The following is a 25,073-nucleotide window of genomic DNA, read 5'->3' as shown; positions in this document are numbered from 1 at the left end:
AAGTCTCATTGTTTAAATAAACCACTACAACGGCTTATGGTAAAGCCCAAACTTTTAGACTTTGACCGGCTGGAAAACCAAACATCTTGTTACCACCTGCTGCCACAGCAATGTATTGTTTATCATCAATCTGGTAAGTAATGGGTGGCGCGTTTACCCCCGCATCAGTGTTAGCTGACCAGACCTTTTTACCACTCGTGGCGTCAAAAGCCATTAACTCACCTTTGCCCTCACCTGTAAACACCAAACCGCCAGCTGTGCTCAATACACCACCAATCAATGGATTATCGCTTTGGTATTGCCAGACAATTTTGCCCGTATCAATATTTATAGCAGTCAATAAACCGTAGCTCGTCGACTTATCGAGTGGTGCCATAGAGGAATAACGAAGTCCCGGCTTACCATTTTCACCAGCCAGCTCATGCAGCTTGTACTCCACTGGCCAATGTAATGCTGCGATATAAACTTGGCGTTTTTTTGCATCCAAAGCGACCGGTGACCAGTTCGCACCACCTAAAACCCCCGGGTAGATGACATTACCTTCTTCAGTAGGCAAGGTGAACATATTGTTTTGAGGCACAAAAGCTTCACTTTTATATAAAAACTTGCCGTTACGGCGATCGTGTACATAAAACCAGCCTGTTTTACCAGCCTGACCAATAACTGGAACGGGTTCACCATTCAATGTGATATTAAATAACACTGGGGGACTCGCCACGTCATAGCCCCAGCTATCATGAGGTACTTGCTGGTAATGCCAACGGTAAGCCCCTGTTGCGGCATCAACAGCAACTAAAGAACTGGTATATAAGTTATCACCGGGCCTTGATGAACCTTCCATTTGAGGAGACGGATTCCCCGTACCAAAGTGCAAAATGCCGGTATTTAAATCAATGACGGGTGTGCTCCACGCTGACCCACCACCATAACGCCACGCATCTTTATATTGGTCTAAAGTCGCTTTTTCAGTTTCAATATCACGCGGTAACAGCACACCATCAGCAGTTTGTTGCGTAAACTTACCTTCCCAACCATTACGCTTAATAGTGTCAAACTGCCAAACCTGTTCACCAGTATTGATGTCATAAGCCGCTAAAAACCCCATACGACCATAATCACCAGCTATACCAACAACGGCGCCTAGCGGTGCATCAGCATCCGGTGACTCCAAATGTAAGCCATAGCCAACACCGGTAATACCCACAATGACTTTATCTTGATAAACAACAGGGGCCATATTGATACCAGCACTAGACACACCCGACGTTTCCCCAAAATCCTCAGAGATACTAGATGCATCTTCCTGCACACCACGGTTTTTACCAACAACACTGTGATCCCAGAGTTTTTTTCCCGTCTTTGCATCTAAGGCCAACAATCGAGCATCGATTGTGCCCATAAACACTTTACCCTGACCGACAGCAACACCACGATTAGCAGGACCACAACAAATTGGATAATCCTTAATCAAATCATGTTGGTAACGCCATATTTGTTTACCGGTAACAGCGTCTAATGCAACAACATCATTAAATGGCAGCGAAACATACATTACGCCATCTTGCACTACTGGCGTCACCTGGAAAGTGGCGTCTTTTCCTGTTTTAAAAGTCCATGCAGGCTTTAGTGCGTTGACATTACTTGTATCAATTTGCATTGCTTCACTGTGACGATGATGAAATTCATTACCACCATAAATAGGCCATTCGATATCAGCAGCCATTAACGATAAAGGAAGAAAAACCAAACATGTTGCGAATAGTCGAATTGATTTCATAGGTAACTCGTTTTATCAGGCTGGTAAATCTGCAACGTTATCTACAATCGCAGCATATAAATCGCGCGTTGCGGCCAAGGCAGCGTCATGAACTTGTTCTGCAAGGACAACTTTACCACTTGGGGTGACTAATGATCTTGTTGCTGTTGTACTGGCCACAATAGTGGGATGGTATCCCAAATTAAATCCGCCGTGAGCCGTAGAGTTAATACACATGTGCGTCATAAAACCTGCCAACACAATATTCTCAACACCCAAAGATTTTAGGTGCTCATCAAGTGGCGTCTGTACAAACGCATTTGGAAAGTTTTTGGTGATAACCGTCTCGCCATCAATCGGTGCCACTTCATCAGAAATTTTGCCGATATCAGTATCAAGATCATAAGGCGAGCCTGCGCCACCATCATGCTGAATATGGATGATTGGGATCTGTAAATCTCTGGCACGTTGCAGTAATTTTTTGGCTTCAACAATGGCCTGCTCTACGCCAGTAAGCTGCATCACACCGGTACGGTAGGTATTTTGGCAATCCACCATAATCAACGCCGAATCGGACAGATTTGTTGGTCGATGACCAAGCCCCATAATGTCACGCAAACTGGTTGTGCTTTGATTCATAACAAGCTCCTTGATAATGGCAAACCACCTTTGGCTTGCTACCTCACTGCAGATTAACAGATTAACGTTAGTAAACGATTGTAACCTGACAGTTCCTACTTAAACTTACCTAGAATTTTGTAATCAGTTTAAGTAGCGCGCAAAGTCCATGCACTTACTAAACACCTCTTTCAAGACTGTTTTTCATAACGCATTTGCATTTACTAGACGACCGGTCTATTATTAAAACCATCTTTACTAGACGACTGGTCTAATAGTTATGACACGTGCAGAAACTCGAAGCTTATTAATTGATGTGGGCACTCGCGTTATCGGTTCCCAAGGTTTTAACACCACAGGTTTAAACACTGTGCTGCAAACAGCAGGCGTTCCCAAAGGATCGTTTTATTACTACTTCGCAAGCAAAGAAGATTTTGGTCTAGCCATCATTGATGAAACCGCTACGGAATACGCCATTGTTATTGATGGGTATTTATCTGATGAAAAATTCAGCCCGCTGGCACGTATCAATAATTACCTGCAAGCAGGCTTGGTTCGCATTCGTGATGGTCAATGTAAACGTGGGTGTTTAATTGGCACATTGGGACAAGAGCTTTCCACCCAAAATGAAACGTTTCGTGCTCGTCTTGATGCTGTTTTTGAAGGATGGAAACAGCAATTTAGTCGCTGTCTCAATGAAGCACAGCTCGTTGGTGAACTCCCCGCTGATACCAATGTGATGGAAATGGCCGAGTTTTTATTATCTGGCTGGCAAGGCGCCATTCTTCGGGCAAAAATGCACCAAAGCATCACACCCCTTGAAGCGTTCATCAGCTTGATTTTCAAACATGTCCTAACTAACGGGCAGTCAAAAACTGCCGCCTAAATTCAGGCAGCGAAACACATTTGTTACAACACCTTAGGAGAAGATATGAGCAAAGTCGTTCGATTTCACCAAACAGGTGGTCCTGAAGTTCTGCAAGTAGAAGAACTTAATATTGGTGAACCTGGTGCCGATGAACTCAAAATTCGCATAGAAGCTATAGGGCTGAACCGCGCTGAAGCCATGTTTAGAACAGGCCAATATTTGGAAGCCCCCAATCCACCTGCTCCAATTGGTTATGAAGCCGCTGGCATCGTTGAATCAGTCGGTAGTAACCAATGTGCGTTTAAACCTGGCGATATGGTCAGTGTTATTCCAGCGTTTTCAATGAATCAGTACGGTACTTATGCTGAACAAGCCATCGTGCCTGTTTCAGCAGTCGTTAAGCGTCCAGACAATATCAGCCCAGAACAAGCTGCCGCCGTTTGGATGCAATATCTCACCGCGTGGGGTGCATTAATTGATTTAGGCCAACTGTCACAAGGCCAAGTAATTTTAATTCCCGCTGCCTCCAGTAGTGTTGGTTTAGCGGCGATTCAAATTGCCAATCAAGTTGGTGCTATTCCTGTTGCGATTACACGGACAGCCGAAAAATCTGAGCAATTAAAACAACATGGTGCAGCCCACGTCATTATCACTGAGTCACAATCTATTACTGAACAAGTTACCGCAATCACGGATGGTAATGGTGTTGATATGGTGTTTGATCCTGTCGCCGGACCACAACTCAATGAATTAGCAGATGCCTGCAAACCTTTTGCACAAATATTTGTATACGGTGCTCTGAGCACAGAATCAACACCTTTCCCACTTTTTGCCGCCTTAGGCAAAGGTCTGACTTTACGCGGTTACACCTTATTTGAATTCACACAGGATGCTCCACGATTGTCACGTGGCGTTGCCTTTATCGAACAAGGGCTCGCTAATGGCAGCCTAGAACCTGTAATCGCTAAAACTTTCAAGTTGGATGACATTGTCGCTGCACATCAATATCTCGAATCGAACCAGCAGTTCGGCAAGATCATTGTCACCCCTTAATCCGTTTCCCATCAAAGAGGAGTTCCCATGAAGTTATCCCAAACACCTTTAGCTGGCATGTTGTTAGCCGCTTTTGGACTTGCCTCAACTGCCGCATTCGCTGACGTTGCTGATGTCGAACGAAACTTGCAAAAGCTTAAGCTACCCGAAGGTTTCAATATTGAGGTTTATGCTGAAGTACCCGATGCCCGCCAAATGGCATTAGGACAATCAACAGGTACTGTTTTTGTTGGTACACGCTACGAAAATGTCTACGCCGTTGTCGATAAAAACAAAGATCGTAAGGCCGATGAAGTGATTACGATTTTGAGCGATCTCAAAGTGGGTAATGGCGTTGCGATGCATGAAGGTAATCTTTATGTTGCCGAACAAAACCGTATTGCCCGTTATTCGGCAGTTGGTTTTGATCTCAACCTGCCATTTGCCCAAATGCGTGAAGTGATTTACGAAGATCTGCCAGATAAAGGTCACCATGGCTGGCGTTATATTGATTTTGGCCCTGATGGCAAACTGTATGTGACTGTCGGAGCACCTTGTAACATCTGTGATGTTGAAGGTATCGAAGGCAGCATTATTCGCATGAATCCAGATGGTTCGGATGCTGAAATCTTTGCTGAAGGCGTCAGAAACTCAGTTGGTATCGACTTCCAGCCTAAAACAGGTGTGTTGTACTTTACCGATAACAACACTGACATGATGGGTGATGATATTCCACCGGGTGAACTTAACGCTGCACCTGAAAAAGGTATGCACTTTGGCTTTCCATACTATGCGGGTGGTAAAGAGCGTCATGCTGATTGGGCCGATAAAACGCCACCAAAAGACGTGACTTTCCCTGAGGTCGAGTTTCAAGCACATAGTGCTAACTTGGGCTTTAAGTTTTACACCGGCAACCAGTTCCCAGCGGAATACAAAGGTGATGCTATCGTCACCCAGCATGGATCTTGGAATCGTACCGAGCCAGTTGGTTATTCATTAGTTCGTGTGAAATTCGACGACAACAATCAAGCTGTTGGTTATGAGCCATTCATTGAAGGTTGGTTAAATGATGGTGAAGCTTGGGGCCGTCCAACTGACGTTCTGCAAATGCCTGATGGTTCAATTTTGGTATCAGATGATTACAACGGTGTGATTTACCGTGTGAGCTATGGTGCTGAAAATCTATCAACCGCTAGTAAATCAACTAGCAACAATTCAACCGATATTAGTACAGAAACACTGACTACGCTGACCATGCCAGAGTCTGTTATCGCGCATCCCGATGGTCGTCTGTTTGTCACTGAAATTGGTGAGTTTGGTAAAAAAGGTGATGGTAAAGTCACTATCGTTAATACCGATGGCAGTACTGAAACCTTAGTTGATGGTTTGAATGATCCAAAAGGCATCGACATGTTTAACAACGTGCTTTACGTCTCTGATGTAGATCACATGGTTAAAGTTACGCTGGATGGTCAGTCTGAAGTCCTTGCCAAAGCATCAGCTTTCCCAGACAAACCAGTCTTTCTTAATGACGTTGAGATTGATGGTAGCGGCAACATTTATGTTTCAGACAGTGGTGAAGACGATGGCAAAAATGGTGGCGTTTACAAAGTCACTCTAGATGGCAAAGTCTCAGTCGTGATTGATGATACTTCTGGCGTGAAAAAACCAAATGGTTTGCTGATGGATGGTGCCAATCAAATGTTGGTTGCTGACTTTGGCACCGGTGACTTATACACACTGCAAATCTCCACTGGAAAAGTCACGAAAGTGAACACTGGTTTTGGTGCAGCTGATGGCCTTGTTCGTGATACCAACGGCATGTTGTATATCAGTGATTGGGGCAACGGTCGTGTATGGCAATTGATTGAGCCAAAAGCGACACCATTACTGCTAAGAGATGGCTTTAAAGCGGCGGCTGATATTTCAGTCTCAATTGATGGTAAACATCTTTTGGTACCGGATATGAAAGCTGGTGAGCTTTGGTATCTGCCAATTCGCTAATCTAACTTTAGCAAAGCAACAAAAAAGCCGGTGTCACTGACATCGGCTTTTTTTATTTCTGTCATCTTATCTTCAAATCATTGTCATACTTATTTGTTACTTTTCACTCCGTCAAAACAGTCTCTCATTGACAGGTGAATTTATGACTTCATTCTTTATTTTCTTGATCCGTGCCATCTCATCCGTCGTGCTTTTTCTACTGACATTGGTATTGATGACTCAAGAAGCGATTATGTTCTGCAAAAAACGCTGGATATCTCTCACGAAACCACATCAGGATCCCTTAGCTGAGTTGAAAAACGCACGTCTGCCAATTTAGACCTTCGTCTCAGGCAGCAAATGCGACCGCGTTTTTGCCAGATTGTTTGACCCGATACATCGCCTGATCAGCTGCCCGCAGTAACGCATCAATATCCTGACCATCATTCGGGTAGCGAGCGACACCAATACTTGCCCCAACCTGGCAGACGTGCGAATCAATGGTGATTTTTTCAGATAAAGAATCAATCAACTTATTTGCAACAAGTTGAATATGCGCCGGCGGCGGCATGTTTTGAATTAACACCACAAACTCATCGCCACCAATACGAAATACCGTATCTGCTGTTCGTAAATTGCTTTTCATTCGGCAGGCAATTTCTTGTAATAACGCATCGCCAATGTGATGTCCTTTTTCATCGTTAACCAACTTAAAGTCATCAAGGTCAATAAACATCATGGCAACACCCTGCTCTTTCATGCGCGCATCATGAAGGGCCTGTTCGGCCATATCATTAAATTGGCTGCGGTTAGGCAATCCCGTTAGGCTATCGGTATGAGCCATTACTGTTAACGCTTTTTCTAGCTGCTTACGCTCAGAAATATCGCGAATGTCTGCACTTAACTCACTGCTTCTACCATCTTCACTACGTGTCACCTGAAGTAACATCTCGGCATCAATAACCTCATTGTCAGCACGAATTAACTGAACCTCGCAGCGTGAATACGGTAAGGGCTTATAACGTTTTGCCAGTAGTAATAAATGAGAGATACGCTCAGCTGATTTTTCGGTAAACAAACGACGAAAACTTTGTCCTGAGTAATAGTGCTCATCATATTGCAACAAATGTTTTACCGATGAACTGATAAAGGTGATTTTGCTCGTGCCTGAGTCGATTCCCAGCACAATATCAGAGCTTTTTTCCATCAGTTTCTGAAAGTACTGCTCTCGTCTTACTAAACGATGAATTGCCAAGCTAAATGACAACAAGATCAACATCACAACAATCGTTTGCAGGCCTCGCAATAAGTAAGTTTGTTGCTTTGCCTGAAATTCAAGCTGGTTAGTGAGTGTGTTCATGAGAGCAAGTAACTGCAGATTATCTAACGCTAATTGTTGCACCAATGTCGCTGATATGTCTGATTGCGGCTCAATGTTCAATAACTTATCGCGTAACGGCTGCCACACCACTATCGCAGCAGTTAAGGTTTCACGAATAGCACTGTTTTGCTCCGCTTCAATCTCTACCAGAGTGCCATCAGCTGATTCCGTCACACCACCAAGATAAAAAGCATTAAGTGTTTTATCAAAAAGCGTTACCGAGTTTTTCAGATCCTCATAAATCTCAGGATCGGCTTGTTCACCGGCTTTTTGAAAATCGATCAGCAATGCATCTTTGGTCATTTTCTGCGATAACATCCGCTGCCGACCAGAGATGTTAATGTGATTTGATGAAACTTCGAGCTGAGAAGAAATCACATAATTCATCGCTAATAAGGTGATATCGAGCACTACCACTAAACCAAGTGGCAATAAAAAGAAACGATATTTCCTTAAAATTTCCAACAAGCTATCAGTCATCCGTGCTCTAGCCTCCCTTGGCTAAGATCTATGTGCCGTCTTGCCAGTCCAAATCACAACAAAAAACATACAACTTATCATCGACAACGACCGTCTGTGACACCGTAATACACATTCTAGAATCAGCCACCGATAAATAAGGCCGGCTGAACTGCATTTGACCGGGGTGCTCAATTGCCCGGAAATGATAGTGTTTGTGTGACCAATTTGCGTTGTCACCCGATAACAATGGCGTATAACGTTTATCGAGTTGTTGTTGATAATTCGGGGAATAGACATTTTTGGCCATCTGATAGCCAGCTTCATCTAATAAATAACAACGCACTGCACGCTTGTCCTGAAATAACAAATTACTGCTGATATCAAAGGCATTGCTAATTGCAAAGTGATTCACCGCTTGACGGAACAAGGTCTCAATTTTTTTGTAATGCAAATTCAAACGGTGACTGTTTTTAAAACGTTTGGATTGCTGATCAGCCAACAAAGTATCAATGGTTGCTGCAAAGCTATTCTCAATTTTTATTGATGGTTGTGGTTTACCAAAGTAAAAGCCTTGAACCATGTCGGCATTAGACGCGATGGCAATGAGCGCCTCTTGTTCGGTTTCAACTCCCTCAATAATCACCAAGCTACCGGCTTCATGAATTAACGAAACAATGCCGGTTAAGATTCGTTCTACCCTGCTTGATTGACCGGCGCCATAAATCAAACTGCGATCGATTTTGACAATATCAGGCGCTAGCTCCCAAATACGATCAAAGTTGGAGTGACCAGCACCAAAATCATCAATAGCAATTAGGCAGCCCAGGCTTCTGAAATGAATGATCAGATCTTTTAAATACTCACGGTCCTGAATTTCGCTTTCTAAGATCTCAATTACAATCCGATGAGCAGGAATGCCCGTTTGATCAAACAAGGTTTGCATAAAACCTGCATCAGGACGTTGGGCAACCAGACATTGTGAGTTTAGGTTAAGAAATAACCACGCTTCATCACTGTCCTGACGGCTAAAGTTGTGCATATGTAAGCGACGACAGAGGCGATCTAACGCCAGATTGTCATGACTATTTTGAGGAATACGCAAGACTTCCACAGGTGAAAGATTTTCACCTTGTTTATTTTTACATCGAATTAACCCTTCATAACCAACAGGTCGACGATGGGAAATACTAAAAATAGGTTGAAAATGACTGTGTAGTGTCAGCTGACGATAATCAGCTGAAACGGTTGCGTTGTTTAGTGCGTTTGATAGCGCCTCAGGCATCGCCGCCTGACTCGCAATTGCGGTTTGTAACATGGTTCACTTTCCAGCCCGCCACACTTAATTAAGGTGGCCTTAGTAATATTGACCAGCAGAAACATACTGCGGACCTTGCTCACCATCCAGTTGGTTATCAATAACAGTATCAAACAGGCTACTCCTTACTGCCTGCACCTCAATACTGACGGACTCATTGACCACTTCAGCATCACCTGAGGCGGTATGCATAAACAGACTGACGACCGCTGTACTCAGCAATAACAAGGCAGATAAGACCAAGGGTTCTGCTTTGTTTAAAAAGGTTAGTGCTTTAAACAATGTCATCTCCAAATGATTAACAATGAATGAATATCGCGCACCGTCACCGTCGACATACCGATAGTTGTTAATTCATTTGCAGAAAATATGCCATACGCACAATATCTTTAAATACCCATTTATAATAAACAGTTACATAGCTTCCGGGAGAATATACCTGGAAGAAAACTGCTTTGCTTTGGACATAACAAGCCTTACCACGCACCAACCTAGTGCACAGATAAACTAACTATGCGCAGGTTCTAGTAATGTTGCTGCAGACAGGACTTGTTGAGCCAACATTGCAAGTCGCATGTTTTTATTCATCGCTGTTGTTCTCAACAACTTGTAGGCTTCATCTTCACTACATTGGCGTTGCTGCATTAATAAGCCTTTGGCACGATCAATAATTTTACGTTCAGCCAATTGGGTGCGAAGCGTATCAACTTGTTCCATCAAACTGCGTTGTTGTGCAAAACGAATGGTCGCCAATTGTAATAATGGCAGTAATCGACTGGTTTGCAGACCATCCACCACAAAAGCTGCGACCCCAATTTGAATCGCTTTTTGTTGTGCTACAGCATCATACGTTTTAGTAAATATAACGATAGGCAAAGGCTTTTCTGAAAGCAGCAGCTCGATCATCATCATCATGTCACTATCACAGCGATCAACAGCAATAATCAGCATGGTCATATTGGTGAGGTGTTGGCTGATTGATAGCTGAGATAAACTCTGCAACGGCTCTTGAATTGCATACTCACTGTCCGCTAACGCCATGCTAATGGATTCAACCACGTCAGATTGATTACTCACTAACAAAGTGTGATGCGAAAAAGTATGATTTTTTAATGGCTTAGATGAGTTTTGCATAATTATTCACTGCGAATTGGGTAATAACGTTAAAGCAATCCTGTACCGCATTAATTGGTCGAGTAGCCGCGTTAAAATAGCTTTGTGGTGGAAGTGCTCGCTGTTTCGTATCAAGCAATTCTTTTTCGACTAACTGCATGAGTTGCTGCAACTCAGTTTGCATCGCTAGCAAATGGTTGTTTAATACAACGTGCAGTTGCGGGTTTTGGATCGCATGTAAATCTTTAAGTAAGGCACGAATGCGTGCACTGAGTGAACGATGTACCAATCTAAGGGCGATATCGTCTGACATCTCTTCTTTCAGACACAATGCGGTGCCCACAGCACGCATTTGAGCAATGTCCTCAGCGACGTGAAGTGTGTCGATACAAATATCGGGTAATCGTGTCATGTTATCGAGCATCAAATCGTAGAGGTGATAATGCTGACAAACGACATCAAGTAACTTTAATTGCGTATCAATCATGGCAACGTGTTGTCTTAATAGCTGACTGACAGGTAATGATTGATTAGACACTGCCTGCTTGAGTCGCGGCCAATGATCTGCAAATGATTGCCACTGGGCAAAGCTTTGCAACGATTGATTAGCTTTGTCACTGATAAAAGCATCAATTTGTCGCTGCAAAGTAAGTAATTCGGGTTGAAGACTACTATCGCCATCGAGAAAAGCGCTGCTGATAGCGCGATGCTGTTGGCTAGTCATAATTAGTTGCTGAAGCTGAGAAAGGTAATAGAGCCCTTGTCTCAGCTTTTTATGTTGCAAAGTTTGTTGTTGCTGCCAGCGTACTGCAGAACCAAACAACAGTGCGCTGGCAGCGCTGATCGACATCAATGTCATGATTCTATTGCCAGCTGAAGAAGAATCCTGCCGCTAATCCCAGCGGGGAAATAATCACCATGAACAGTAACTTGAACAGTTCTTTAATCAGGTAAAACGCATCAATCAAATATCCCATGACTTGGCCTCCTTCGTTGGGCTCCGATTTATGTTTAGCATAAGCCGTGCCATAGAATATTTACTTCATTTTCAATTGGTTACAAAAAACCTCAAACTAAAAAGTGCATTAATTTGGTTAACTGACCAAAAAGTCGCGCTAATCTGGTGCATGACAAACAAAAAAGCCGCCGGCTGCAAAGCAACCGACGGCTTGATTATTCTACTGTTTAAGTAGCTTTATGGTGCCATGTTCCATACGTGAGAAGCGACTTCCCACTCACCATCAGCTTTTTGTTGCAGTACAGTCACTAAAATACCGCTGTAAGTTACTGTCTCACCCGCTTCGTTATTTACATCGGCAGACCAGTTAGCCAATTGGCTAATTTGGCCTTGTGAACCATAGCTCGCGATGGTTTCAATTTTGTGATTGTGCAAACCATTATCAAAAAAGCTTTGGAATAAAGCTGCGATTTGCTCACGACCAGCTAATACTTTGCCATCACCTGCTGACAATGTTGCTTGTTCTGCATAAAGCGCGCTTAATGCTTCGCTATCGCTACTGTTGAAGGCTGCATTCCAGCTTTCATTTGCATTATCAACTACAGCTTGTGTATCAACAGGTGCACTTTCACCGCAGGCAGCCAACGCCAATACTAATGAACCTGCTGCTAACCACTTAGCAAATTTTTTCATAAACCTCTCCACTCTCTTAGTTAAAAAATAGTTGACGATGGTTGTGCAATATCGTCAATGCTTCAATCATTTGTTGGTTTAAATCAGAATCAATTGTGGCCATAAGCTTGCTGACACGCTCGTAATAACCTGGCATAACCTCATCTAACTTATCTTGACCAGCTTGGGTCAATTTAATTTCTATTTGGCGCCTATCCACTAGAGCATGTTCTCGGCTTATCAATCTTTCTTTTAATAACCCGTCTAACAACCCTGTCATGGTCGCTCTCGAAACCCCTGCTTTTTCGGCGAGGGTTGATGGTGTTGCTCTTTTATCCTCTTCACGCATCAGCAAGATCAGCACCCACCAGCGTCCCTGAAGCAGGTCAAACTCAGCGAGGTATTGATTAAGGGCAAGGGATAAGTCAGTGCCGACTTGGAGCACTTTCAGGAACGACAGAACCGCATCAACATTTGCCTGAGGATAACGCTCAGCAAAACGACGAATGATTTCTTTATCGGGCAGATCTTTAAGCTGCAACATAGTACGTCCCATTATAGTTAGCTGGCTAACTATGTCAACCGGGAAATTTCACGACAGTTAGCTGTCTGATATGCTTAAGTTTTAACCTTTGGGGAAAGCATGGCAAACCAAGCCGAGCAATTAAGTCAACAAATCAAACAGCAGCTTCAGCAGCTACAACATCAAAGTGAAAACTTGATTCAGCGGGCGTTTGATCGACACCTCAAAATTGGCATCAGTGGTTTCAGTGGCAGCGGTAAGTCCACCTTTCTCACCAGTCTAATTCATCAACTTAAATTCTCGCATCACACAGGATTAGGTGGATTTCTACCAGCAAGAGATGGTCGCTTATTAGCGGTAAAACTTGATCCAATCCCGGGCTTACCGTTATTTGATTACCTTGGTGGTATCGCCGCGCTATCTGCTGAACCGCCGCGTTGGCCTGACTCAACACGCCGTATGAGTGGGGCCAGACTAAATATTGCTTTTAAACAAAAATCAGTGTGGTCGAGTTTATTAGGCGATGAGCGTCATCTGACCTTAGATATTCGGGACTATCCAGGCGAATGGTTAGTTGATTTACCCATGTTGTCGTTGGGTTATCGCGATTGGTGTTTAGACACTGCACGACTTATTCAGCAAGCACCTCGGGCCGATATTGACCCAACATTTCTAAGCGATTTAGCGGCTTTAGATCCATTAGCAGAAGCTGATGAAGCAGTAATTAAAGCCTTGTTTAATCGATATCAAAGTTTTCTCAAACAATGCAAAATGCATGGCCTGACATTGCTACAACCCGGTCGCGCCTTATTAACCGATGATGAACCACTACCGACGGTATTACCACTGCTGAATTTGCAGGACTTTAGTGAAGCACAGCTTAATCAGGCAGATGAAACTAGTTTATTTAAGCAACTGGCAAATGCCTATCAAGACTATTTAAAACATATGGTAAAACCGTTTTATCAGCAGTTTTTTACCGGTGTTGATCGACAAGTCATGTTAATTGATGTTGTTAAAGCCTTAAGCCATGGCAAAGCATGCTTTGATGACATGTTGATGGCTTACAGTCGTATTATCGATAGTTACAACGCTGGCTACACGTCACAGTGGCGGCAATTATTATTTCCAGAAGTAGAGAAAATGCTATTTCTCGCATCCAAACCTGATCGCCTCTTAATGCATCAACATGAAGCCTTAAGGCAGTTGATGGATGACATCATTCAACGCATCACGCCACAATCAGTTCGTAATAAGATTCAGATCGAAACAGAAATTGCCGCAGCCGTCAGAAGTAGCAGTGATCATCAAGATTATTTAACCGCGACCCTAGTTGATGGTCGTTATGGTGAATTACGGCACCCCCCTATTCCGTCTGCTATTCCTGATGCCCAGCAATGGCAAGAGTTCAGCAACTGGCAGCCCCATGAATTACAACCACCTGTAAACCCAGATTTAGCGATAGGTGGTCGGCTAGCCCATATTCGAATGGATAAAGTGCTACGCGACTTGATTGGAGACAAATTCCAGTGAGTGAACAAGATCCCTACTTTAAAGACAAACCTAAAAAATCTCGCTCCGCAAAAGCAGTGGATCCAGAGACATTTTTTACAGTACGTAAAGACAAACACCAAGAATTGTCCTTACCAGCCTCGGTTAGTGAAGACATAGACATTGATATCACTTTGCCCACCAGCAAATCGCGTTGGGGTCTAAAAGCATGGTGCTATAGTTTTATTGCTGTTTTAGTTGTTTGGATGGGCTACGACTGGTGGCAGCTAATGCAAGAGTTGTTAACCAACAATGTCTGGTTAGCTGGCATATTTGCTTTGCTTGTTGCCATTTTATTGGTTTTAACCAGTCAGCAACTTTGGCTAGGTTGGCGAAGTCGTCGACAGTTACGTCGTGTCAATGAGCTCCAAGACTTTGCCGACCAAATGCGTCATGAACAAAGCCGTGGTCGCCAAGAGGCTTGGTTAGTTGAACTGGATAAACTTTATGCCAAGACACCGCATCATAGCCTGCTGCAAGAAGCCAAACAGCAGTTGCCAGATTACTTACATGATGGCGAGGTTGTTCAGCATGTTGATGAGCATTTTTTCAATAAGCTTGATCATCAAGCTTTAGCGTTAATCCAACGTGATAGTGTGCAAAGTGCCATGTTGGTCGCGGTCAGTCAGTTAGCTATTGTCGATACACTTTGGGTGGTTTGGAAAACCCTGAAAATGGTTAACCAAATTCATCTGTTATACGGTGTCAGGCTCGGCACTATTGCCCAATGGCAACTGAATTTACGTGTTTGTAAAGTTGCTTTGCTTTCATACAGTACCCAGGCGGGCCTGACATTGATGGCAGAAAAAACCAGCCTAGGCTTGAGTGGCAAAATTGCAGGAAGTGTCGCCCAAGGTGTTGGCGTTGGTTTATATCAAGCGCGTATTGGCTTCAGTGCTATGCAACAAATACGTCCTGTGCCATTTAACGAAGGTGCTTTGCCTAAAAACCGTTTTTTAAGCAATATTGCCAAAAGTTGTTTGAGTAAACTGCGTAATCAATCAACCTCAGATGATTGATAAATCGCAACGTCATTTCGACCTTTCGCTTTCACCTCGTATAGGGCGATATCCGCTTTTTTCATAAAGCTGGCGATATTTTCATCGGTTTCAGCTGACCAAATGGCAATACCGATACTGAGCGTGACACGAATGTTTTGCTCACCAATAGTTAATGGTTCACTAAATGGTGCTCGTAAATTTTCAGCGACTTTCATCACCGAATCCTTGTCCATGACGTCGGTCAACAATACAACAAATTCATCACCACCAAATCGAGCCAAAGTATCACTCGCACGCAATTCATTGTGCATCAGCTTGGCGACCGTTTTAATCACCTCATCACCAATATCATGACCATAGCTGTCATTGATTTGTTTAAAGTGATCCACATCGATGTACATAAGGGCTAAACAGTTTTGATTACGTCTGGCACTTAACACGGCATGACTGATCCGCTCATCAAATAAGCGTCGGTTCGGCAACCCAGTTAAGGCATCGTAAAACGCCATTAAACGCATACGCTCACGTTCATTTTTACGAGCAGTAATATCCTGCATTTGCGAGACAAAATGTTTCACTTTGCCATGCTCATCATGAACTACAGATACGCTCAATAAGGCATCCAGTATCTGACCATCTTTGCAGATATAGCGTTTTTCCATTTGGTAGTGATCAAGTTCACTATCAATCAATTTCTCTACATATTGTTGGTCAAGATCTAAGTCATCAGGATGTGTTACATCCATAAAGGTTAGCTTCAATACCTCACTTTCTGAGTAACCAAGCATATTACACAGCGCATCATTCACTTCTAACCAACGACCATCCAAATCCACCAACGCCATACCAATTGCTGCGGTATCAAATGCATTACGAAAACGCTCTTCGCTCATTTGTAGCGTGATTTCAGCTTCTTTACGCCATGTGATATCACTAATGGTGCCAACAGCACGTAACGGATTGTTATCAGCATCACGCTCGATCACCGTGCCACGGCACATTACCCATTTCCAGCTCCCCCCTTTACAACGTAAACGGTGCTCAATACGTAAATCTGGTTTGCTGCCATCTAACATGCTATCTAACGCGGCAAAGAAATCCGCTCTATCCGCAGGGTGTATACGATCCGTCCATTCGTCCAAATGCTGCTGCAGCTCTCCCGTTTCGAAGCCCAACATGTCTACCCACATTGATGAATAAATCACTTTGTCATCAGATGTAGACCAATCCCAGACACCTTCACCACTGCCCTCCAGCGCATGCTTCCAGCGCGCTTCTGCTAGCGTTAATTGCTGCTGACTAAACCAACTGTCTGTGATATCAAAGCTTACCCCCAGCATACCTACAGCTTGACCTGCATTATCAAACCGTAATGCCCCGCTAAACTGCACCATGCGAGTATCTTCATCGTTTGGAGTCTGAAGCAACACATCGATATTCAGATCTTGGTTATTGGCAATACAGTCATCGAGCGATTTTAGTAAGCGTGGCCGTTCACTCGGCTCAATTTTCGCTAGCCAAGACGCTGTGCTAATCACATGTTTTTTATCCGTCTCTCCCAACATCAACTTAGGAAGGCTGCCATCAAGTGACACTTTCTCTTCGACAAAATCCCAATCCCAAATACCCATCCGGGCAGTAGTGGTCGCTAGCGAAAGACGTTGATTTTGCTCACGTAGTTTGCGCGTCATTTGCATCGCTCGTCGCTCAGCACGCAAACGGCTATTAATGACTAACCAAAAAACCAGTGACATTAATACTGAAAGAAAAAACCCTACTATCAAATCTTGGTATGACCGTTCAGGTTGGTATTTATGAATAAACTCCTCACTTGGTTGCGCTTCAAATTGCCATAAACGTCCACCCAATTTCACGCTATAACTCAGCGTTAAGTCATTATCAAAAGCTTCTGATGAGGCATACAACAGTTGTCGATTACCCCCAGTTATATCCGTTACTTTAAATGGCACTTCATAGCTAGAATTGAGCAGCGTATTTTCTACAACATCATCAATCCGAAAAACAGCGTAAACCCAACCGGTATGGGATTGCACATATTGAGTCGAATCTCCACCCAAAATGGTGCTCTTCTTAAATAATGGTTGATACATCAGTAACCCAACGGCTGTTTCGCCAGAGAGATCTTGGACCAACTTCACACCAGCCGATAAGGCAACTTCTTGGGTATCTCGGGCTCGTAACATGGCGTCACGACGATTGGCTTCTGAAGCCATATCATAGCCAAACGCCCTTATATTACGGTCAACAAAGGGTTCAAGATATAAAATCGAAGTGTAAAAATCCCTTTCACCCTCTGGATGCATATCATAGTTGGGGAAACCATTCTCACGGACTGACTTAATATGACTTTCACGATCTGCCGTTTTGATGATTGGGGCATAGCCCAGACCTTGCAGCCCTGGATAAAAAACATCTATTTGTAACTGTTGCGTAAACGCACGAAACTCTTGGCGGGAGACATCTCTGCTAGCATAGAACAAACCCTGCGTGGCTCTTAACATCTGTTCATAGGCTTCAATTTTCTCGGTTACATGATGAGAAACCTCAATAAAGTATGTATTGAAACGAGCCTCTAACGTCTCTTTAGATTGCTGCTTATCCGTAAAATATTGCTGTAGCGTGAGCAAAATACCAATGATGAGGATCGACAGTGGAAGTAATATTTTGCTAGGGCTTATCCCTCTAAAACTGAGCGCTTGGGCGAAACGGCTTTTAAAATTCATTACGGTCCATTTAGTTCGCGTATCAAAAGTTTAAGATATGAATCATTCATAACGTAAACTGTCAGTAAAAAGCCAATCTCATTGTGGTCTGTTCACTTGTTTCGGCGCTTCAGTCGGCAACGGCCATACAAATTGCGCAATAAACTGCTCTAAGTCCTGTTTGAGCAATGGTTTTGAGAATAAATAACCTTGTCCATAGTCACACCCTGCATTCAGCAAAATATGTAATTGTTCAAGTGTTTCAATCCCTTCTGCAACGACTCTCAAGCCCAATTTATGCGCCATCAAGATTATTGCTTCGACCAATATCTGATCATTTGTATCCCGTTCTAATTGTCCAACAAAAGAACGATCAATCTTAAGCACATCAATATCTAGCTTTTTGAGGTATGACAAGGATGAATAGCCTGTACCAAAATCATCTAGAGCAACCTCAATGCCCATATCCCGGAGTTTCTCAAGCTTTTTAGTTGCTACTTCACCCGCATCAAACAAGGCACTTTCTGTGATTTCTATGACAATCATGTCCGGTTCAACTTGGTGTTGCGCAATAATTTCGGTTAACTCCTGAACACGATCATCATGTTGCTGGAACTGTTTGGAAGACTGGTTAATTGTCATCTGGAAGTTTTTTGAAACTTTATCTCTCAGCTCTCTTGCCGTGATAATAGCCTCATTCAAAACCCACTGACCAATCTGCAAGATTAGGCCACTTTCTTCGGCCACCGGAATAAACTCATCTGGCGGAATAAGGCCTTTAGTTGGGTGTTGCCAGCGAATTAATGCTTCAGCTTTTGCCACATTGTGCTGCTGCAAATCAATGATTGGCTGATAATGAAGTATCCACTGATTTTCGAGCGATGCCTCACGCATATCATTAATCAGCACGACTTTATTGTTCGCGGCGACATGCATATCTGGCGTGAAGAACATAAAACGATCTCGTCCTGTACGCTTAGCGACATACATGGCCTGATCAGCATTACGTAATAACACCGAAGGCGAATTAGCATCACTAGGATACATACTGACCCCAATTGATGCAGTTAAGGTATATTGCGCAGCTGCAACAGCAATAGGCGCTCTAATCGTTGAGAGCAACATATATAACGCTGACTCTAGGCTTTCCAGCATGGCAATATCATCAATCAACATGACAAACTCATCACCACCGAAACGGCCAACTACGCCTTTATTGTCGATCAAACTATAAAGGCGCTGCGCAACTTGGAGCAGGATCTGATCACCACTGTCATGGCCTTGGGTATCGTTAATATCTTTAAAATTGTCTAGATCAATTAATAACAACGCAAAAGACGTATTCAACCGCTGAGAACGGATCATTTTTTGATGCAATAAAGTTTCGAAATATTGCCGATTGGCTAATGCTGTTAATGCATCATAATTGGCTTGCTGCCAGATAAGCTGCTCACTCGCTTTATGCTGGGTAATGTCATGAATAATTCCCATCACACATGACTGGCCTTGATAATCAATTTGTGTCGAAATCAGCTCGACCCAAATGGTTTTACCATCGGACTTCATCAAACGTGTTTCAAAACGTGATGGAATATCCGTTCTCCCATCCAACCGTGCTCGGTAGCGTTTTTTCCAAACATCTAAATTTTCTGAATAAACAACACGCTCAAAAGGCAAGCCTAAAAAGCTATTTTTGTTGTAACCCAGGATGCTGAGTAATGACTCGTTGGCAAAAATAAAGCGTTCTTGTCTGGCAATGAAGACCCCATCGACCATCGAACGCAGCAAACTGTTCATACTGGCATCAGTATCACTGAGTTTTTGTTCGATTAATTTAGTGCTAGTAATATCACTATGTAGGCCATAAACCGTGATTGCCTTACCTGCATTATCCCTTGCTGTTGCCCGGCCGCGTAAGTGAAACCAAAATAGACGTTTGTGTTGATCAAAGATTCGATATTGAATATCCAGCACCATATCGTGTTTGATCAGTCTGTCTATTGCCCGTTGCATCAAAGGCGAATCATCAGGATGCAAATTACTCAGCAAGCTCTCTAGGGTAATGGGTCTCGGTTTCCCCTCAAATCCCAGGACTTTTTCCCAAATAAGCGCACTTTCAAACGTATTGTTAGCAACATCTAACATCCAAATACTTTCTTGCGTACTACTCAGTGCTAAACGCATATTGGATTCGTTTTGTTTGACGGCCTCCAAATACCGCTGCTGATTTTGTTGGTTTTCCAAGCGACTCATATTCAGCGCGGCAAACCTATCAACACGAATTGTTTGGTCCCAAAATTTAATCAGCAGCAAATACGGGGCTTCTAATTCAGGTGATGAAATTCGCATCCCCTCAAAGTGGCAGTGACGGAAAGTCTCTTCAAATGTAAATTTAGGGATTGGTGTCATTTGACCGCTGCGAATGTAACGGCCAATTGTTTCTGTGAAATGCAATTCTGGCGCTTGAGAAATAGCCGATAAATTATTGCAAGACAATATATTGGGATGTGCGCTCAGGATACGCTTGCCAACCGCATTGACATGCAAAATACAACCGTTGGGATCACAAAAAATGACCCCTTCGGTAAATGCCCGAGAAATTTTATCCAATAACGCTATCTTCAAGGTGTTCCCCGAAAATACTCATTACCATCATCCTTGTCAGCAAGCATACCTTGTTTTAGATGTACTGTGACAAGACAGCCTGCATAGCCATTAGCAATCGTTTCATTTAAAACGACTTTCGCATAACCTAAATTATTTGCACTAATGGTCCCGAATACATTTGACGTCATCATACAAAGAGATGGCCTGCCTTTCACTTTGTCACCAAAAGGACAACTGTGCGTCGCTAACACAATCTTATTGTCATCTTCTGAGACGATATAAAAATCGCCTTGAATACGTTGTTTTAAATCAACCAAAACAGCCGCTACTTCACTTCTTGTTAGCTGACTTGCTCCGATGGCTTGTCGATAAGTTTGGTCAATATCGTCCCCCATTTGCTGACCGACATAACTGATAAATCCTGACGCATCATCAAGACCGATGACCTCTTCGAGGCTACCGGCGAGATAACGTAATAATGTTCTTAGAAAAACATCTCTCTCTAAAGAGATAGGTAAATCAGATAGCGGTTGCTCAGACATGGTCGTGCCTCCCAGTAAACACGCACTTTATAAGAATTATTATATATACCTTGTACACGACAATTATGGCGCTAAAGATTGTTGAAAATAAACCTTAAACCATTACTTTATTGATCAAGATCAACTAAGCCGGAAACTTGATCTATGCCACAAAAAGCGGGATTTGGCCGAGAATGGTCGCGAAATTTTTGTTATGGTAAATAAAGTGACAGGTCAGGTTTGATGAAAATCAACGGAGGCTTTATGAAACAAAAGTGGATGAGTTGGATTGCCCTATGGGCATTTATGGGTTTTGTAACGCTGCCAGTTCAGGCAGCAATGGTCACTACACCAGACTTTCTTCAATCCCAGCAAGCTCAACAGGAACGTCAGCAACTTGCTGATTTATTGGATCGTGAAGACGTACAACAGCAACTGCTTGATTATGGCGTTGCACCTGAAACTGTAAAAGATCGTGTTAGCAAAATGACTGACGCGGAAGTTGCACAATTAAATCAACAAATCGCTGACATGCCTGCAGGTAGCGGCGTGTTGGGTGCTGCTGTGTTGATTTTTGTTGTATTCGTCGTGACTGACGTACTGGGTGCAACTGACATCTTCCCGTTTGTACACCCTATTCGCTAATAACTAGTTTAGATGTCTTTTATGCTGAACAGCCTAAACACCCAGCTCCGGCTGGGTGTTTTTTTTATAGCGCTTTTTTTATCTGCCTGTAGCCATACGCCACAGACAAAAGCGTTGTCATCCTCAAGTTTTGCCGATGCGGCCAAAGAATTAAGTGATGTGCCCTTTTACCCGCAAACCGAATATCAATGTGGGCCAGCAGCACTCGCAACTGTTTTGCAATATCGGGGTAAAAATGTATTACCCGATGATTTGGTCGACAAGGTTTATATCCCAGAAAAACAAGGCAGCCTGCAAATAGAAATGGTGGCAGCAACACGTGAGCAAGGCCTAGTGCCATACGTGATTACACCAAAACTCACCGCCCTTTTGGCTCAGATCGAAGCAGGTAATCCCGTTTTGGTCATGCAAAACTTGTCTTATCAATGGATGCCTTTCTGGCACTATGCCGTTGTTGTAGGTTTTGATGTTGCTAATAACGAGTTGATTTTACGTTCTGGTGAAACCAAACGCTGGCGAACGAGTTTTGCCACTTTTGAGCGCACTTGGGCGAGAAGTGATTACTGGGGCTTAGTGATTATGCCACCAGATAACCTGCCCGCAGACGCAACATTAACAAATTGGATGCAGGCTGCTTACGATCTACAACAAACGGGTTATGCGAAGACCGCCGAAGAGGCCTACCGAACTGCGATTAAAAACTGGCCGGAGTCAGCGCAGCCAGGTGTTGCTTTGGCAAATCTTTATTTTGAACAACAACAATTCAATAAAGCCGATGCTATCTATGCAGATTTGATAACCACTCGTCCCAATACAGCCGTATTTTGGAATAACCGCGCCTACACACTTCAAGCAATGGGCTGTGATATCGTGGCGCAACAAGTTGCCCAATGCGCACAAACACTCGCACCTGATGATACTAATATCCAGTCAACCGTTGAAGAAATGCAGCAAAGCAGTGCAACTAATGCCGAAAACTGCCCGGTGATTAGTTGCCCTGAATAATCGTTTATTCAGCTTCCAAGGTAATATCAAACAACTGCGTCAACACCATCGGGCTAATCATCGTTGTCATCATCGCCATGGCAATACTGTTACCTTGTTGATTGGTGGCATCGACATTTAACAACATCGCAGGTTGTGAACTATCAACAGCCGAACCGACAGCCTGAGTTGCTTGTAGTTTTAATGGATCAGGCAACAAGCGCCATTCGTTTACGGCATTTTGCCAGTCTTGTTTTAACTTCTGACGAAATGCCGCTTCCGGCATATTATTTTGCTCAGCAGCAGAGCGCATTAATGGCTCCCAAGCACCTTGATCTTGAATAGACAACTCACCAGAAATCAGAGATAAGTTAGTCCAAGGAATCGCCAAGGCGGCGCGATTTTCAGGGTTACCCAACATAAGTAGTTGCTGCTTTAAATCAGGCACTTTGCTAAAACGACTCTGCCAATGAAAGTCGACTAAAGGCATCGCGCGATTATCGGCTGGATGATGCAGTTGGCCTTCCATTGAGACAAAGAGTTGGGCACTTTTCTTGTCATAATCAAGCGCCAGTAACTGACGGTGACCAATACGGCCACTATTAATACCTAATGCCTGTAAATAGCTATGCAGCTCATTAAACTTATTTGATTGCTCGGTAAGTTTAATCAGTGTCACTACCGCATCACGGGTTTCCACATGCATTGATTGAATAAAGTCACGCTCAGCATTTAATTCAATATTTTTCAGGGTAATGGCATCAATGGAGTGTGCTCGCCCTTGTTGATCTAAAATACGGATATTTTCAATATCGACACTACGATCGTAAGGGCTAGCGTTTATCTCCCCTACCTGCACCTGCCAACCACTTTGATTTAATTTGGCAACAAGTGCCTCAACTAATCCTTTGGCAACCGACTCAGCCTGCATAGTTGCAACAGCATGAGCACTCCCTAATCCAAGAATAATAAGGCTAGTGGCAAGCAACAAACGAGGTTTGGCAAACAACACGAAACAACTCCGAAAAGAATCAATTCTGCATATTATGAACGTTAGCCCAAAAAATGCGAAAAATTCTATAAAAACCGAACAGTTACAAGACAGGTTAAAGCCTTAGCTTTTTAGTAAGTTTAAGCTCAAATACATTTGATAGCCATTTCACTCATCAAAACAATTCGATATCACCGCTATCCAAACTATTTTGATCAACCGATTTGTGTGCCATGTACTGTAATTTAGGCTCTAACGACTCAAGCCGAGTTTTTAAATTAGCCAGCGTTGCCGCATAACCACTTGGGTCTTTTTCAACTGAGTCGATGGAGTGACCAATGTCATTGGTGTAGTCGACAATTTCTTGTAGTGTCGCGACCCGCTTACCAATGTGCTCAAGCAACTGACGACACATATCTTCAAATTGCATCGACTGCACAGCCTGGTTCACTGAAACGCTAATTTCTGCATTGATTGAATTGCTATCATTAACCGCTTGCTGAATCGTTGTATTTTCTTTTGTAATGAAAGTGGTCATCTTAGTAACTTTATCTTTGCCTTCGATGGCGACGTTCATATCATCCGAAGCCAACCGATGCATGACAGCCGTGACATTGGTTAGCTTTTCACTCACCTCGCTGCTAAGACGGTTGATTTCATCACTGACCTTATCTGCAGAAATGGATAATTTTCTGATCTCATCCGCGACAACAGAAAACCCGCGTCCAGCCTCCCCGGCACGCGCAGCCTCAATGGAAGCGTTGAGTGATAAGAGGCTAATGCTAGAAGCGATATTTTTTACATCGCCCAAACGATCCAACACGGAGTTCACGCGAACTGACGTATCATCAAGGTGATGCATGAGTTGATCACTTTCTTGGCTGGTATGAATAATCATGTCCAAGAAATAATTCAGTAATTTCTCAACTTCAACGACAAACTCGTTCAGCGTCATCTCCTCGGAGGTATTGACCTGAAAAAGTTGCTGAAATATTTTTTGTTGGGAATCTGCTTGACTATTTAATGCCTGGAAGTTGTCACTCAACTTTTCAATCGCATCATTAATGAGAGAGGTGATCTGTTGCTGTTCGGTATCAATATGTGTCAATTGTTCTTTAAAAATCCTGCTTGATTCAGCCAGTAAATCAGATAATGCAGCATGGTCTGAAATGGGTGTATTTAAACCACTTTCATTGGTTGGGGAGGCTATTTGACCTGCTTTAAGAAAATAAGCAGATAAAACGGTCAGCAATATCATTAGGCTCATCTGCCAACCGGCGAGAATAAAGGCCAGCGCCATCCAGAAGACGGTTAATAACATCCATGCTTTCGAGAAATTCTTCATACTCATCCACCTCATCCTGACATT

22 protein-coding genes are annotated in these 25,073 nt (G+C 43.3%); 8 read left to right on the top strand and 14 right to left on the bottom strand.

The features are described from left to right. Positions 1–34 precede the first annotated feature (34 nt). Complete coding sequence (locus tag OMP94_RS01160; protein ID WP_266275075.1) at positions 35–1,777, bottom strand: pyrroloquinoline quinone-dependent dehydrogenase; 1,743 nt, start codon at positions 1,775–1,777, stop codon at positions 35–37. A gap of 15 nt (positions 1,778–1,792) precedes the next feature. Continuing rightward, positions 1,793–2,395 carry a cysteine hydrolase family protein gene (locus OMP94_RS01155; protein WP_266275073.1) on the bottom strand — a complete coding sequence of 201 codons (603 nt, stop codon included), beginning with the start codon at positions 2,393–2,395 and terminating at the stop codon, positions 1,793–1,795. 259 nt (positions 2,396–2,654) lie between these two features. Between OMP94_RS01155 and OMP94_RS01150 the strand changes: the two genes are divergently transcribed. The 4 genes from OMP94_RS01150 (at position 2,655) to OMP94_RS01135 (ending at position 6,597) form a co-directional block, all read left to right on the top strand. Continuing rightward, complete coding sequence (locus tag OMP94_RS01150; protein ID WP_266275071.1) at positions 2,655–3,260, top strand: TetR/AcrR family transcriptional regulator; 606 nt, start codon at positions 2,655–2,657, stop codon at positions 3,258–3,260. A 45-nt stretch (positions 3,261–3,305) separates the two neighbouring features. Further along, positions 3,306–4,295: a zinc-dependent alcohol dehydrogenase family protein gene (locus OMP94_RS01145; protein WP_266275069.1), complete on the top strand. Its 990-nt coding sequence runs from the start codon at positions 3,306–3,308 to the stop codon at positions 4,293–4,295. Between the two features lie 27 nt (positions 4,296–4,322). Next, on the top strand, positions 4,323–6,278 hold the full coding sequence (locus tag OMP94_RS01140; RefSeq protein WP_266275067.1) for a PQQ-dependent sugar dehydrogenase: 1,956 nt from the start codon (positions 4,323–4,325) through the stop codon (positions 6,276–6,278). Positions 6,279–6,420: 142 nt separating this feature from the next. Further along, positions 6,421–6,597: a hypothetical protein gene (locus tag OMP94_RS01135; protein WP_266275062.1), complete on the top strand. Its 177-nt coding sequence runs from the start codon at positions 6,421–6,423 to the stop codon at positions 6,595–6,597. Positions 6,598–6,606: 9 nt separating this feature from the next. Here the strand turns inward: OMP94_RS01135 and OMP94_RS01130 are convergent, their stop codons facing one another. The 7 genes from OMP94_RS01130 to OMP94_RS01100 form a co-directional block, all read right to left on the bottom strand. Next, positions 6,607–8,118 (bottom strand): diguanylate cyclase domain-containing protein, encoded by a 1,512-nt coding sequence (locus OMP94_RS01130; RefSeq protein WP_266275060.1) that lies wholly within the window; start codon positions 8,116–8,118, stop codon positions 6,607–6,609. Between the two features lie 28 nt (positions 8,119–8,146). Continuing rightward, positions 8,147–9,415, bottom strand: coding sequence for an EAL domain-containing protein (locus OMP94_RS01125; protein WP_266275058.1), 1,269 nt, complete (start codon positions 9,413–9,415; stop codon positions 8,147–8,149). 39 nt (positions 9,416–9,454) lie between these two features. Then, complete coding sequence (locus OMP94_RS01120) at positions 9,455–9,697, bottom strand: hypothetical protein (protein WP_266275056.1); 243 nt, start codon at positions 9,695–9,697, stop codon at positions 9,455–9,457. 225 nt (positions 9,698–9,922) lie between these two features. Further along, on the bottom strand, positions 9,923–10,549 hold the full coding sequence (locus OMP94_RS01115; RefSeq protein WP_266275054.1) for an ANTAR domain-containing response regulator: 627 nt from the start codon (positions 10,547–10,549) through the stop codon (positions 9,923–9,925). Then, entirely contained in the window at positions 10,533–11,387 is an 855-nt protein-coding gene (locus OMP94_RS01110) for a nitrate- and nitrite sensing domain-containing protein (protein WP_266275052.1), read from the bottom strand. Before OMP94_RS01110 ends, OMP94_RS01115 begins: the two co-directional genes overlap by 17 nt. Before the next feature lie 336 nt (positions 11,388–11,723). Continuing rightward, positions 11,724–12,179, bottom strand: coding sequence for an SgcJ/EcaC family oxidoreductase (locus OMP94_RS01105; protein ID WP_266275048.1), 456 nt, complete (start codon positions 12,177–12,179; stop codon positions 11,724–11,726). A 16-nt stretch (positions 12,180–12,195) separates the two neighbouring features. Beyond that, a complete protein-coding gene (locus OMP94_RS01100) occupies positions 12,196–12,702 on the bottom strand; it encodes a MarR family winged helix-turn-helix transcriptional regulator (RefSeq protein ID WP_266275046.1) in 507 nt (168 codons plus the stop codon). 99 nt (positions 12,703–12,801) lie between these two features. Here OMP94_RS01100 and OMP94_RS01095 point away from each other — a divergent pair, with 99 nt between their 5' ends. Both OMP94_RS01095 and OMP94_RS01090 read left to right on the top strand, forming a co-directional pair. Continuing rightward, complete coding sequence (locus OMP94_RS01095; protein ID WP_266275044.1) at positions 12,802–14,214, top strand: YcjX family protein; 1,413 nt, start codon at positions 12,802–12,804, stop codon at positions 14,212–14,214. Continuing rightward, complete coding sequence (locus tag OMP94_RS01090) at positions 14,211–15,251, top strand: TIGR01620 family protein (RefSeq protein WP_266275040.1); 1,041 nt, start codon at positions 14,211–14,213, stop codon at positions 15,249–15,251. Before OMP94_RS01095 ends, OMP94_RS01090 begins: the two co-directional genes overlap by 4 nt. On the opposite strand, the gene OMP94_RS01085 is transcribed toward OMP94_RS01090, so the two are convergent. From OMP94_RS01085 to OMP94_RS01075, 3 genes are all read right to left on the bottom strand, one after another. Further along, positions 15,230–17,977 carry a CHASE domain-containing protein gene (locus OMP94_RS01085; RefSeq protein WP_266275038.1) on the bottom strand — a complete coding sequence of 916 codons (2,748 nt, stop codon included), beginning with the start codon at positions 17,975–17,977 and terminating at the stop codon, positions 15,230–15,232. The genes OMP94_RS01090 and OMP94_RS01085 overlap by 22 nt on opposite strands. Before the next feature lie 78 nt (positions 17,978–18,055). Beyond that, on the bottom strand, positions 18,056–20,566 hold the full coding sequence (locus OMP94_RS01080; protein WP_266275036.1) for a putative bifunctional diguanylate cyclase/phosphodiesterase: 2,511 nt from the start codon (positions 20,564–20,566) through the stop codon (positions 18,056–18,058). An 11-nt stretch (positions 20,567–20,577) separates the two neighbouring features. Beyond that, positions 20,578–21,105: a methanogen output domain 1-containing protein gene (locus OMP94_RS01075; protein WP_266275034.1), complete on the bottom strand. Its 528-nt coding sequence runs from the start codon at positions 21,103–21,105 to the stop codon at positions 20,578–20,580. Between the two features lie 243 nt (positions 21,106–21,348). Here OMP94_RS01075 and OMP94_RS01070 point away from each other — a divergent pair, with 243 nt between their 5' ends. Beyond that, positions 21,349–21,729 (top strand): DUF6627 family protein, encoded by a 381-nt coding sequence (locus OMP94_RS01070; protein ID WP_266275032.1) that lies wholly within the window; start codon positions 21,349–21,351, stop codon positions 21,727–21,729. A 21-nt stretch (positions 21,730–21,750) separates the two neighbouring features. Further along, complete coding sequence (locus tag OMP94_RS01065; protein ID WP_266275030.1) at positions 21,751–22,734, top strand: PA2778 family cysteine peptidase; 984 nt, start codon at positions 21,751–21,753, stop codon at positions 22,732–22,734. Positions 22,735–22,738: 4 nt separating this feature from the next. Here OMP94_RS01065 and OMP94_RS01060 read toward each other — a convergent pair whose 3' ends face one another. Then, positions 22,739–23,725 (bottom strand): hypothetical protein, encoded by a 987-nt coding sequence (locus OMP94_RS01060; RefSeq protein WP_266275028.1) that lies wholly within the window; start codon positions 23,723–23,725, stop codon positions 22,739–22,741. Positions 23,726–23,879: 154 nt separating this feature from the next. Further along, positions 23,880–25,055: a methyl-accepting chemotaxis protein gene (locus OMP94_RS01055; RefSeq protein WP_266275026.1), complete on the bottom strand. Its 1,176-nt coding sequence runs from the start codon at positions 25,053–25,055 to the stop codon at positions 23,880–23,882. Positions 25,056–25,073: the final 18 nt, after the last annotated feature.

This window comes from Methylophaga sp. OBS3 (genome assembly GCF_026319325.1).
Classification (GTDB): Bacteria; Pseudomonadota; Gammaproteobacteria; order Nitrosococcales; family Methylophagaceae; genus Methylophaga.
This window is presented reverse-complemented; position numbering and strand designations above follow the sequence as displayed.

Coding starts and splice junctions, on each gene's coding strand:
- OMP94_RS01055 (WP_266275026.1), bottom strand. CDS start 25,055: ATGAGTATGAAGAATTTCTCGAAAGCATGGATGTTATTAACCGTCTTC.
- OMP94_RS01085 (WP_266275038.1), bottom strand. CDS start 17,977: ATGAATTTTAAAAGCCGTTTCGCCCAAGCGCTCAGTTTTAGAGGGATA.
- OMP94_RS01105 (WP_266275048.1), bottom strand. CDS start 12,179: ATGAAAAAATTTGCTAAGTGGTTAGCAGCAGGTTCATTAGTATTGGCG.
- OMP94_RS01160 (WP_266275075.1), bottom strand. CDS start 1,777: ATGAAATCAATTCGACTATTCGCAACATGTTTGGTTTTTCTTCCTTTA.
- OMP94_RS01130 (WP_266275060.1), bottom strand. CDS start 8,118: ATGACTGATAGCTTGTTGGAAATTTTAAGGAAATATCGTTTCTTTTTA.
- OMP94_RS01110 (WP_266275052.1), bottom strand. CDS start 11,387: ATGACATTGATGTCGATCAGCGCTGCCAGCGCACTGTTGTTTGGTTCT.
- OMP94_RS01145 (WP_266275069.1), top strand. CDS start 3,306: ATGAGCAAAGTCGTTCGATTTCACCAAACAGGTGGTCCTGAAGTTCTG.
- OMP94_RS01075 (WP_266275034.1), bottom strand. CDS start 21,105: ATGTCTGAGCAACCGCTATCTGATTTACCTATCTCTTTAGAGAGAGAT.
- OMP94_RS01095 (WP_266275044.1), top strand. CDS start 12,802: ATGGCAAACCAAGCCGAGCAATTAAGTCAACAAATCAAACAGCAGCTT.
- OMP94_RS01135 (WP_266275062.1), top strand. CDS start 6,421: ATGACTTCATTCTTTATTTTCTTGATCCGTGCCATCTCATCCGTCGTG.
- OMP94_RS01140 (WP_266275067.1), top strand. CDS start 4,323: ATGAAGTTATCCCAAACACCTTTAGCTGGCATGTTGTTAGCCGCTTTT.
- OMP94_RS01070 (WP_266275032.1), top strand. CDS start 21,349: ATGAAACAAAAGTGGATGAGTTGGATTGCCCTATGGGCATTTATGGGT.
- OMP94_RS01150 (WP_266275071.1), top strand. CDS start 2,655: ATGACACGTGCAGAAACTCGAAGCTTATTAATTGATGTGGGCACTCGC.
- OMP94_RS01125 (WP_266275058.1), bottom strand. CDS start 9,415: ATGTTACAAACCGCAATTGCGAGTCAGGCGGCGATGCCTGAGGCGCTA.
- OMP94_RS01115 (WP_266275054.1), bottom strand. CDS start 10,549: ATGCAAAACTCATCTAAGCCATTAAAAAATCATACTTTTTCGCATCAC.
- OMP94_RS01155 (WP_266275073.1), bottom strand. CDS start 2,395: ATGAATCAAAGCACAACCAGTTTGCGTGACATTATGGGGCTTGGTCAT.
- OMP94_RS01065 (WP_266275030.1), top strand. CDS start 21,751: ATGCTGAACAGCCTAAACACCCAGCTCCGGCTGGGTGTTTTTTTTATA.
- OMP94_RS01100 (WP_266275046.1), bottom strand. CDS start 12,702: ATGTTGCAGCTTAAAGATCTGCCCGATAAAGAAATCATTCGTCGTTTT.